Origin of the sequence: Streptomyces sp. NRRL WC-3626 (assembly GCF_000718785.1) — a bacterium.
GTDB lineage: Bacteria > Actinomycetota > Actinomycetes > Streptomycetales > Streptomycetaceae > Streptomyces > Streptomyces edwardsiae.
In genome coordinates this window covers 436,873-448,108 of record NZ_JOCA01000003.1, presented here as the reverse complement: position 1 = coordinate 448,108, position 11,236 = coordinate 436,873, and the positions used below count along the sequence as shown (strand labels likewise).

Genomic DNA, 11,236 nt, shown 5'->3' with positions numbered 1-11,236 from the left:
GAGTTCTCAAGGAACGGACGCTTCCTTTGTACTCACCCTCTCGGGCTTTCCTCCGGGCGCTTCCCTTCGGTCTTGCGTTTCCGACTCTATCAGATCTTTTTCTCGACCTGACCCCCAGTCAGCGGGGTTTGTCTTCCGGGCTGTTGGGCCCTTCCGACGTCTCAAACCTTAGCGGACTCTCTCCGTGTTTCCCAAATCGGGGGGCGGAATTCGAATTCGGACATGCCGAAATCGTTCCCGCTGGGAGGTCGTACTGAGGTTTTGAGTGCCGCTGATGCGGCGGAAGGTGCTGCCGGTGAACCGTAACGGCTCCGTGGCAACTCGAAGAACCCTACGGATCGGGCAGGTGGCTGTCAACCGTCTCAGCCCAAGATCTTTCAGTCCAGGTCGCTGAGTCGCCCGCCGGCGTCCGGCTGGGCGTGCTCCACCCGGCGCAGCAGGCGGGTGAGGACCTCACCCAGTGCCGTCCGCTCGTCCTGGTCGAGGTCCTGGAGGAGGTCCCCCTCGAAGACCGTGGCGAGGCGCATCGCCTCCAGCCACTTCTCCCGGCCGGTGTCCGTCAGCTCCACGATCACGCGGACCCGGTTGGTCTCGTCCCGCTCCCGGTCGACCAGCCCTTCGGCGACCATGCGGTCGATCCGGTGGGTCATGGCGGCCGGCGTCAGCCCCAGGCGCTTCGCGAGGTCGCTCGGACCCATGCGATAGGGAGCACCGGAGAGGACGAGGGCCTTGAGGACCTCCCAGTCGGCGTTGGTGATGCCGAGCTCGGCGGTCTGGCGGCCGTAAGCGACGTTCATGCGGCGGTTCAGCCGGGACAGCGCGTTGACGATCTTCTCGACCTGGGGGTCGAGGTCCTGGAACTCGCGCTGGTACGCGGCGATCTGCTCTTCGAGTGTCGGCTCGCCGAGGCCGTCCGAGGTGTCGCCCATGGCCGCAGTATGGCACGCCCTTCCTTTGCCTCGAAGTCCTTCGCTGTGTACTCTTTAGCTTCGAACTTTAGGTTCTAAGTCTTCACTCCTAACTACTTGAAGAGAGGTGAACGTGACCAGGGAGATGGGCGCGGCGATGCGCCGGATCCACGTGGGCAACGCACTCAGCGCTTTCGGGCTGGGCTTCACGGTTCCGTATCTGTACGTCTACGTGGCGCAGGTGCGAGGGCTGGGGGCCATGACGGCGGGACTGGTACTCGCCGTCTTCGCCGTGGCCGCGCTGATCGTGCTGCCGTTCGCCGGACGGGCGATCGTGCGGCGCGGCCCGCTTCCGGTGCTCCTCGTCGCCCTGGTCACGGCCGCGATCGGGGCACTGAGCCTCGGTCTGTCGAACAGTGCGTCGACCGTGCTGGTCTCCGCCTCGGCGCTGGGCGCGGGACAGGCGGTGATGCAGCCGGCGCTCGCGACGATGATCGTGGACTGCTCGACCATGGAGAACCGCTCACGCGCGTTCGCCATGCAGTTCTTCCTGCAGAACCTCGGGCTCGGCGTCGGCGGTCTCATCGGCGGTCACCTCGTCGACCCGACGAAAGCGGGCTCCTTCGTCCTCCTCTTCGCGATCGAGGCGGCGATGTTCCTGCTGCTGGTCGTGGTGATGGCGACCGTGCGGATGCCGCGCGCGCCGCGTGTCGAGGGTGCTCCGGCCGCGTCGACGAAGGGCAGCTGGAAGCAGCTGCTGGGCAACCGGGCCATGGTCCAGCTCTGCGTGCTGGGCTTCGTGCTGTTCTTCGCCTGCTACGGACAGTTCGAGTCGGGACTGAGCGCGTACGGCGTCGAGGCCGCCGGGATCTCCACGTCGGCGCTGGGGACGGCGCTCGCGGCGAACACGCTGATGATCGTGGTCGCGCAGTTCGCGGTGCTGCGGTTCGTGGAGCGGCGCAAGCGCTCGCGCGTGATCGCGTCCGTGGGGCTGATCTGGGCCGTGGCGTGGGCCGTGGCCGGGTACGCGGGGCTGGGGGACGGGAGCCAGACGATGGCGACCGCCGCCTTCATCTCCACCTACGCGCTGTTCGGGCTCGGCGAGTCGCTGCTGTCGCCGACGCTCGCGCCGCTGGTCGCCGATCTCGCGCCGGCCGGGATGGCGGGGCAGTACAACTCGGCGTTCGCCCTGGTGAAGCAGCTCGCGCTGGCCGTGGGGCCGGCGGTCGGCGGACCGCTCGGCGCCTCGCTGCACGGGCCGTACGTCGTGATCTTCCTGCTGTTCTCGCTCGGCATCACGGTGCTGGCGGTTCGGCTCGGGCGGCAGCTCACGGAGGTGCAGAACCAGCCGTCGCTGGCACGCAGCCGTGTGGTGGTGCAAGGGAACGCGGCAGCCGGGCAGGCTCCGGCGCACGCCTGAGCCGTCCTCGTACCAGCCCTCTTCTCATGAGCCGGGCTTCGGCAGGAGGAACTCGCACCAGACGGCCTTGCCGCCGCCCGGGGTGCGCCTGCTGCCCCAGTGGGAGGCGATCGTCGCGACGATCGCGATGCCGCGGCCGGACTCGTCGCCGGGTTCCGCGCGGCGGCGCCTCGGCAGGTGGTCGTCGCCGTCGGTGACCTCGATGATCAGGCGGCGGTCGGTGCGGCGCAGGCGCAGCCGCATGGGCGGTGTGCCGTGCTGGAGGGAGTTGGCGACGAGTTCGCTGGCGGCCAGGACGCCCAGGTCGTGCAGCTCGGTGGGGAAGCGCCAGCTGGTCAGGACGCCGGAGGCGAAGGCACGCGCGCGGGGGGCCGCCTCGATGCCGCCGAGCAGTTCCAGCGCGGCGTTGCGGAACAGTTCGCTCTCCGCGCCCTTGCGGGCGGGGTGCTGGAGGACCAGTACGGCGACGTCGTCGTCGTGCTCCGGGGTGACGCCGGCGGAGCGGACCAGGCGGTCGCAGACGACCTGGGGGCTGCCGGTGGCTCCGGCCAGCGCCCGTTCCAGGGCGGCGATGCCCTCGTCCAGGTCCTCGTTCCTCCGCTCGACCAGGCCGTCCGTGTAGAGGACGGCGGTGGAGCCGGGAGCGAGGGGGACGGAGCCGGACGCGTGCATCCAGCCGCCGGTGCCGAGCGGGGGGCCGGTCGGTTCGTCGGCGCGCCGGACGGTGCCGTTCTCGTCGCGGACGAGGATGGGCAGGTGGCCGGCGGAGGCGTACACCAGGCGGCCCTCGTTGGGGTCGTGGATGGCGTAGACGCAGGTGGCGATCTGGTTGGCGTCGATCTCCATGGCGAGGACGTCGAGCAGCTGGAGGATCTCGTGCGGCGGGAGGTCGAGCCGCGCGTAGGCCCGTACGGCCGTACGGAGCTGGCCCATGACGGCCGCCGCGCGGACGCCCCGTCCCATGACGTCGCCGATGACGAGGGCGGTGCGGCCGCCGCCGAGGGTGATCACGTCGTACCAGTCGCCGCCGACCGCGGCCTCGGTGCCGCCGGGGTGGTAGGTGGCGGCGACGCGCAGGTCGTCGGGCTCCTCGAGTTCCTGGGGGAGGAGGGAGCGCTGGAGGGTGACGGCGGTCTCGCGCTGACGGCGTTCGCTCGCGCGGAGGCGTTCGGCGGCCTCCGCGTGGTCGGTGACGTCGGTGGCGAAGACGAGGACTCCCCGGCCCTCGCCCTCGGTGACCGGGGTGCAGGTGAAGGTGTAGGAGCGGCCGTCGGGGGCCTTGCGCGACTTCACGGTGCGGGGTTTGCCGCTGCGCAGAACCTGGTCGAGGAGGGGGAGCAGGCCGATCGCCTCCAGCTCGGGAAGTGCGCCCCGCGCGGGGACGCCGACCGGGCGGGCGCCGAACGCCGCCGCGTAGGCGTCGTTGACGTAGGCGACGCGGTGGTCGGGGCCGTGGAGCAGGGCGACGAGGGAGGGGACGTGGTCCAGCACCTCGCGCGCTCCGAGCTCGTCGACTCCGGGTACGGGCCGGACGTCGTCGGTGAGCTGTTCGACGCGGGCCGCGGGCACGGAGCCCTCTCCCCGCCGGTCCGGGGAGACCGCCTGTTCGTTCCGCGCTGCGGCGCGGCGCTGCGTTCCGGGGAGCCGGGCGCTCCAGCGCGTGAAGTTCACGAATCCTTGCCTCGTGTAGTTGTCGGCGGCCGGAAACCGGGACCGGCCGGGGCCCCGGGGGCCGCACCGGGGTGGGCGAGGGCCTGCCCGCGGTGGTGGACCAGTCTGGCAGGGTGCCGACCGGGCCGACATCCGTCAGACGCCGGTCCGGTCGCAGGAGTTCCTGAGTCCGGTCAGGACGACCCCTTCGGGTTGTCCGGCGGGTCTTGAGAAGCCTTTCCCCCGGCCGCCAGTTCGAACTCCGCGCGAGGGTGTTCGAGTGAGCCCAGGGAGACGATCTCCCGTTTGAAGAGTCCGGCGAGCGTCCACTCGGCGGCCACGCGTGCCTTGCGGTTGAAGGTGGGCACGCGGCTGAGGTGGTAGGTCCGGTGCATGAACCAGGCGGGGTAGCCCTTGAGTTTGCGCCCGTAGACCTGCGCGACCCCCTTGTGCAGCCCCAGGGAGGCGACGGAGCCGGCGTACTTGTGGGCGTACGTCTCCAGGGGTTCGCCGCGCAGGGAGCGGACGACGTTGTCACCGAGGACCCTCGCCTGGCGGAGCGCGTGCTGCGCGTTGGGGGCGCACTCCCGCGCGGGCCCCTCGGCCGAGACGTCGGGGACGGAGGCGGCGTCGCCCGCGGCCCACGCGTGCGGTGCGCCGTCCACGGTCAGCTCGGCGGTGCACTTGAGCCGCCCCCGCTCGTTCAGCGGCAGGTCGGTGGCGGCGAGCACGGGGTGCGGTTTGACGCCGGCGGTCCAGACGACCGTACGCGTGGGGAAGCGCGATCCGTCGCTGAGCACGGCGACCCGGTCGGCGCAGGACTCCAGCCGCGTCTCCAGGCGTACGTCGATGTTGCGGCGGCGCAGTTCGGTGACGGTGTACCGGCCCATCTCCTCGCCGACCTCGGGCAGGATCCGCGCGGATGCCTCGACGAGGATCCATTTCATGTCCTCGGGCCGGATGTTGTGGTAGTACCGCGCGGCGTAGCGGGCCATGTCCTCCAGTTCGCCGAGCGCTTCCACGCCCGCGTAGCCGCCGCCGACGAAGACGAAGGTGAGGGCGGCGTCACGGATGGCGGGATCACGGGTGGAGGAGGCGATGTCCATCTGTTCGAGGACGTGGTTGCGCAGGCCGATGGCCTCCTCCACGGTCTTGAAGCCGATGGCGTGGTCGGCGAGACCCGGGATGGGCAGGGTGCGCGAGACGGAGCCGGGCGCGAGCACCAGTTCGTCGTACGGGATCTGACGTCCGCCCGTGCCCTCCTCGCCGGTGGCGAGCGTGCTGATGGTGGCGGTGCGTTTGGCGTGGTCGATGCCGGTGGCCTCGCCGATGACGACATGGCACCGGTCGAGGACACGACGCAGCGGTACGACGACATGCCGAGGGGAAATGGCACCGGCGGCCGCTTCGGGGAGGAAGGGCTGGTACGTCATGTACGGATCCGGGGAGACGACCGTGATCTCGGCCTCCCCCCGACCGAGTTCCCGTTTCAGCCTCCGCTGCAGGCGCAGGGCCGTGTACAACCCGACGTAGCCGCCGCCGACAACGAGAATGCGCGCACGTTCCTTCACTGTCCCATGACGCACCCGCCGCTTGCGTTTGTCCACAGCCCCGACGAATTGTGTGACCGGAGGGCCGGCGCGTCGCGGGTTGGCCGATTCACCGACCCCGCATCGATTTCCACAGGTCAGCGGCGGTATGCCGACCTCCGGTCCGGGGTACATTCAGGACGTTTGCGACCCGTACTCCGATCGAGGGGCGCTCCGTGCGGAACCTGCCCCTTCTGAATTGACTCCCGCTCAACTATGTTCGTCTGTCGACGGGGTGGAGAGGAATGCGCTCATCGGGCTCGCGACGGGCGGGACCGAACACGCAGGGCCTGTTCCACACGCCCCGGCATCAATGGCGGGGAAAGTCTCCGGGGGGAGACGTCATTACCGGGGGAATACATATGCATGTTCAGGACTCTCATTGGTCTTCCGCTCTGGCGAACGGCGCGACGATGAGCGCGCCGGCGGGCGGCGGACGCCCGGACGGGGCGCGTACGACACCTCTGCGGGTGGACGCCCAGCGCAACCTCGAGCATGTGCTGCGTGCCGCGCGGGAGGTGTTCGGCGAGCTGGGCTACGGCGCGCCGATGGAGGACGTGGCGCGGCGGGCGCGGGTCGGTGTGGGCACGGTGTACCGGCGGTTCCCGAGCAAGGACGTACTGGTGCGGCGGATAGCCGAGGAGGAGACCTCCCGGCTGACCGAGCAGGCGCGGGCGGCGCTGGGGCAGGAGGACGAGCCGTGGTCGGCGCTGTCCCGGTTCCTGCGGACGTCGGTCGCCTCCGGCGCGGGGCGGCTGCTGCCGCCGCAGGTGCTGCGGGTGGGGGTGGCCGAGGAACACCCGCGGTTGCCGCAGCAGCGGACGCAGGCGTCGGAGGAGCTGCGGCTGGTGGCGGATGACGCGGGGGCCTCCGAGCTGCTGTCCGTCGTGGGGCAGTTGGTGGACCGGGCGCGGGGGGCGGGGGCGTTGCGGGCGGACGTGTCGGTGTCCGATGTGCTGCTCGTGATCGCTACTCCGGCGCCGTCGTTGCCGGATGCCGCGCAGCAGGCTGCGGCGTCTTCGCGGTTGCTGGACATCCTGCTGGAGGGGCTTCGCTCGCGGCCGGTGTAGGTGTGGGCGGGGCTCGGCCCCACGGGCCCGGGCTGCCGCGGGTGAGGTCGCTCTGACGGCTTGGCGTTTGCGGTGTGCTCGGCGTCGGTGCGGGTGGCTTCGCAGCCTGGCGTTTGCGGTGTGCGCGGCGTTGGGGTGGGGCGGGGGGTGTTCGCGCGGCCCGGCGCTTGCGGGGTGCCGTCGCGCCCACCCGTGCCGCCCCAGCGGCACGACTGCCCGCGGGAGCGCAGGGTGCGGGCGCGACTGCCCGCGGGAGCGCAGGGTGCGGGCGCGACTGGCCCCACCGGAGGGGCCAGGGGTCAGCGGGGGCCGGCTGCGCCGGCGCCCAGGGCGCCGCGTTGGGGGGCGATGCCGCCCGGGACCGCCCGGGTGCGGGCCGGGGTGCCGGTCCAGCAGGTGCCTCGGCGGGCCAGTAGGCGGCGGAGCCACAGCTCCAGGGCGACCAGGTCCGCCAGACCGTCCAGCGGCAGCGGCTCGCCCTGTGCCGCGCCCCGCAGCGCCTTGCGCACCACACGCGCCTCGACCAGCCCCGCCTCGGCCAGCAGCGGCGTGTCGAACAGCGCCACCAGCGAGTCCGCCGCCACCCGCAGCCCCGTCCGAGCCGCCCCCGCCGACCCACCGCCGGAGGCACCCTGCGCCCCCCACCCCGGGGGCAGCTCCCGCACCCCCGCCCCCTCCAGCACCGACCGCAGGATCGACGCCCGCGCCCCCGGCTGCACCCGCAGTGCCTCCGGCAGCGCACGGCACGCCCGTACGACCTGGTTGTCGAGGAACGGCGTGTGCAGCCGCTGTGACCGGATCTCGGCCGCCTGCTCCAGCACCCGCAGATCCGCCGCGTACCGGGCCAGCGCCGCGCGGGCCCGGAAGTCGCCGGGCCGCTGCCCCGGCCCCACCTCGGAACGCCGCGTCGACGCCTGCAGGCGAACCGATACTTCAGCCAGTGCCTCCCCCGTCAGCCAGCGCGCCGCCGGCCCGGGTCTGCCCCAGGTCAGCGCGGCCAGCGAGGCGTCCGCCGCGCCCCCGGGCCCGTCGTCGTCCAGCCGCCGCTGCAACAGCCGCTCGGCGAGGGACTCGAGGCCGGCCCGGTACGGCGTACGCGCCAGCCGCCGAGCGGCCCCGTACACGCGCGCGGGGACCATCACGGACCCGTCGGCCTTCGCCAGCGCCGCGACGGGCCGCACCAGATGCCGCCGCTTGCGGTCCATCAGCAGGTCGGCCAGCCGCGCCGGATGCGCGTCCAGCACCTGCTTCGCCCCGTACCCGGTGAAGTGGTCCGCGCTGCCCGCCGCCAGCCGCGCCCGGTGGCGCGCGGCGGAGATCAGGGAGGGCCCGGGTTCGTCCGTCAGCGGCCCGTCGAGGTCGACGTACGGAAGCGTCGGCTCCTCACCGGCGACCACCACATGGTGCAGCCGCGGGTTCGCGGCCAGCGCCCCCGCCCGCGCCAGTTCGTCGTCGTCCCGGCCGCCGCCGGACCCGCCCACGAGGTCGTTGAAGGTGACGGCGAGCAGCCGCTCCCCCGCCCCGGTCCCGTGCCCGAGGACGGTCCCCGGCCGGCCGGGAAGCCCGGCCGCGAGCAGCGCCAGCGCCCCGGACGCCGGCCCGCCGGACAGATCCGCCCCGATCCCCGGCACGGGCGTGCCGCGGGCGGCCCGCCGCTCGGCGGGCCCCATCCCCGGTACGGGACCGGGGTCGATCCCGGTGCCGGGCACGTGCCGGGGCGCGGCCAGCCGGGTGCGTACGGCCTCGACCAGCGCGTCCCGCACGGCGTCCACGGCATGGTCGGGGTCGGCGGGGGGCGCGGCGACGGCGAGCGAGGCGACGGGCTCGTACCCGGCGATCTCACGCGCCCCCGCGCGCAGGATCAGCGCATGCCCCGGCGGAACGCGCTTCACGCCGTCGTACGGCGTGGAGTCGTACAGCGCGGCCGGTACGTCGGGGGCGGCGAGCAGCGCGGCGAGGTGTCCGAAGTCGAGGTTGGCCTCGATGAGGTCGGCGAGCGGCAGCGCGGCGGTCGCGTACGCCGTACCGCCCGCCCATGGGGTGTGGAACACCGGGCGGGCACCTGCGAGATCGCCGCAGACGGTGACGCGGCGGCCCACCTGCACGACCGCCGTGTAGCTCCCCGGCCAGGCGGTCAGATGCCGCAGTGCGCCGCCCCGCGCGGCGAACAGCGCGACGCGCAGTTGTTCGTCGGAGGCGCCGCAGGTGCCGAGGACGGCGATGCGGGTCTGCTCGTCCGCCGTGACGACGCGTACCTCGTCGGGGCGCCAGTCACCGACCGCCCACAGCGGGTCGGGGTCGCCCCACAGCAGCTGGGATCCCACGGGGTGCACGGTCTCGCCGTCCATCCCGGTGGCGCCGGCGGAGCCGCTGGGGCCGAACCCCATCGCTCCGGCGGCGGTGCTGCTCCATCCCACCAACCACCGCATCGCCGCCTCCACAAGCTGTGGACAACCAGTGCACCGTACGAACCGGTTCCCCATGCTGCCATGAAGGAAGCGCTCAGGAGGGGTGCCGGAGCCGTATGCGCTCCGTCGGATGCGCCCCGGCGGAGCCACCCGCCCCGCGATGAACAGGCTCCCGCCGGACGGCAGTCACCGTAGCGGCGCCGTACATCCGGCCATACCCGCGCGACGCGAATGCGCCCCCGGCGCGCGCCCCCATAACCCCCAACGCGCCGTCAATCACCAGGGTAGAAGCGGGAATTACCCGGGAAGGGTCCGGGTCGATTTTCAGCCAAATCGAAGCGGTGAGACCTTACTCGAACACGCTCCGTACAGGCTTTGCGCACCGTTCGGCGGTCGTGCGGTCCGGGAGACGGAGCACGCCTCCCGGACCGTTCCGCCGCCCGCGGGGATGTAGGCGGCGGTGTCCCCCAGCCCACTGGATCCAGTACAGCGGGCCGACCCACGCACCGACCATGGAACCGCTCCCGGGATGGCCGGAGAAGAGCGCACACACGGGCGCACGGCCACACACCGGGAGCGCGCCGCAACTGCGCGTATCGGACCCGCACTTCAGTACGGAACACAATCCCGCCATCCGGAAGAATGCCCCTTAACGCTTGGGATGCGGCGAACTACGCTGGGTTTACGAATGCCGCATGGTTATGCCAGCGCGGCAGCCGTCTGTGTCGAGGGGTGGCGCATGTCCAGGGAGCAACGCGGGCCGAACGAAAAGCTCGGCACCGTTCTCGCCCTCGCGGGAATCTCCAACGCAGGCCTCGCGCGGCGCGTCAACGACCTTGGCGCACAGCGAGGACTGACACTTCGCTACGACAAGACGTCGGTGGCGCGCTGGGTGTCGAAGGGCATGGTGCCGCAAGGCGCGGCCCCGCACCTGATCGCGGCCGCCATCGGCCAGAAGCTGGGCCGTCCGGTGCCGCTCCACGAGATCGGGCTGGCGGACGCGGACCCCGCGCCCGAGGTGGGCCTCGCCTTCCCGCGCGACGTCGGACAGGCGGTGCGCTCCGCCACGGAGCTGTACCGGCTGGATCTGGCGGGGCGCAGAGCCGGCTCCGGCGGCATCTGGCAGTCGCTCGCGGGCTCGTTCGCGGTCAGCGCGTACGCCACACCCGCCTCGCGCTGGCTGATAACCCCGGCCGACAGCTCGGTGGCGCGTGAGGCGAATCCCGTCGACGGCTCCGGCGCACCGCTCAAAGTCGGCCACAGCGATGTGCGCAAACTGCGGGAGGCCGCCGAGGACGCCCGGCGCTGGGACTCCAAGTACGGCGGCGGAGACTGGCGTTCGTCGATGGTCCCCGAATGCCTCCGGGTCGAGGCGGCCCCACTGCTGCTCGGCTCGTACGCCGACGACGTGGGCCGCTCCCTCTTCGGCGCGGCGGCCGAACTCACCCGGCTGGCGGGCTGGATGGCCTTCGACACCGGCCAGCAGGAGGCCGCGCAGCGCTACTACATCCAGGCCCTGCGCCTGGCCCGCGCGGCGGCCGACGTCCCCCTGGGCGGCTATGTGCTGGCCTCGATGTCCCTCCAGGCGACCTACCGGGGCTTCGGCGACGAGGGCGTGGACCTCGCGCAGGCCGCGCTGGAGCGCAACCGGGGCCTGGCCACCGCCCGCACGCTGAGCTTCTTCCGCCTCGTCGAGGCCCGGGCGCACGCACGCGCGGGGGACGCCCAGGCGGCCGGCGCGGCCCTGAAGTCGGCGGAGAGCTGGCTGGAGCGTTCCCGTCCCGGTGACAGCGATCCGTCCTGGCTCGGCTTCTACTCCTACGACCGTTTCGCCGCCGACGCCGCCGAGTGCTACCGCGATCTGAAGGCGCCCCGCCAGGTCCGCCGCTTCACCGAGCAGGCGCTGTCGAAGCCGACCGAGGAGTTCGTGCGCTCGCACGGGCTGCGGCTGGTCGTCTCGGCCGTCGCCGAGCTGGAGTCGGGCAACCTGGACGCCGCCTGCGAGCAGGGCGTCCGCGCGGTGGAGGTCGCGGGCCGTATCTCGTCCGCCCGCACCACGGAGTACGTGAAGGACCTCCTGCACCGTCTGGAGCCCTACGGCGACGAGCCCCGCGTGGTGGAGCTGCGCGAGCGCGCCCGCCCGCTGCTGATGACGACGGCCTGAGCCGGGCCGCCGGCGAAAGGAACCGCC

The 11,236-nt window shown here is 72.5% G+C and carries 7 protein-coding genes; 3 read left to right on the top strand and 4 right to left on the bottom strand.

Translation table 11 applies throughout. From position 1 onward, the window contains the following. Positions 1 to 377: 377 nt before the first annotated feature. Positions 378 to 929 carry a MarR family winged helix-turn-helix transcriptional regulator gene (locus IF28_RS0107725; RefSeq protein WP_030215851.1) on the bottom strand — a complete coding sequence of 184 codons (552 nt, stop codon included), beginning with the start codon at positions 927 to 929 and terminating at the stop codon, positions 378 to 380. A gap of 124 nt (positions 930 to 1,053) precedes the next feature. On the opposite strand from IF28_RS0107725, the gene IF28_RS0107720 reads away from it, so the two are divergent. Further along, positions 1,054 to 2,328, top strand: coding sequence for an MDR family MFS transporter (locus IF28_RS0107720; RefSeq protein ID WP_030215848.1), 1,275 nt, complete (start codon positions 1,054 to 1,056; stop codon positions 2,326 to 2,328). Between the two features lie 24 nt (positions 2,329 to 2,352). On the opposite strand, the gene IF28_RS0107715 is transcribed toward IF28_RS0107720, so the two are convergent. Continuing rightward, entirely contained in the window at positions 2,353 to 3,999 is a 1,647-nt protein-coding gene (locus tag IF28_RS0107715; protein WP_030215845.1) for an ATP-binding SpoIIE family protein phosphatase, read from the bottom strand. A 173-nt stretch (positions 4,000 to 4,172) separates the two neighbouring features. Then, entirely contained in the window at positions 4,173 to 5,549 is a 1,377-nt protein-coding gene (locus tag IF28_RS0107710) for an NAD(P)/FAD-dependent oxidoreductase (RefSeq protein ID WP_030215843.1), read from the bottom strand. Positions 5,550 to 5,929: 380 nt separating this feature from the next. Between IF28_RS0107710 and IF28_RS0107705 the strand changes: the two genes are divergently transcribed. Next, the gene (locus IF28_RS0107705; RefSeq protein WP_030215841.1) at positions 5,930 to 6,637 is read left to right on the top strand and encodes a TetR/AcrR family transcriptional regulator; all 708 of its coding nucleotides are present in this window, start codon (positions 5,930 to 5,932) and stop codon (positions 6,635 to 6,637) included. A 299-nt stretch (positions 6,638 to 6,936) separates the two neighbouring features. Here IF28_RS0107705 and IF28_RS0107700 read toward each other — a convergent pair whose 3' ends face one another. After that, positions 6,937 to 9,066: an asparagine synthase-related protein gene (locus IF28_RS0107700; protein ID WP_030215839.1), complete on the bottom strand. Its 2,130-nt coding sequence runs from the start codon at positions 9,064 to 9,066 to the stop codon at positions 6,937 to 6,939. A 718-nt stretch (positions 9,067 to 9,784) separates the two neighbouring features. Here IF28_RS0107700 and IF28_RS0107695 point away from each other — a divergent pair. Next, positions 9,785 to 11,209 (top strand): hypothetical protein, encoded by a 1,425-nt coding sequence (locus IF28_RS0107695; RefSeq protein ID WP_030215837.1) that lies wholly within the window; start codon positions 9,785 to 9,787, stop codon positions 11,207 to 11,209. Positions 11,210 to 11,236 lie beyond the last annotated feature (27 nt).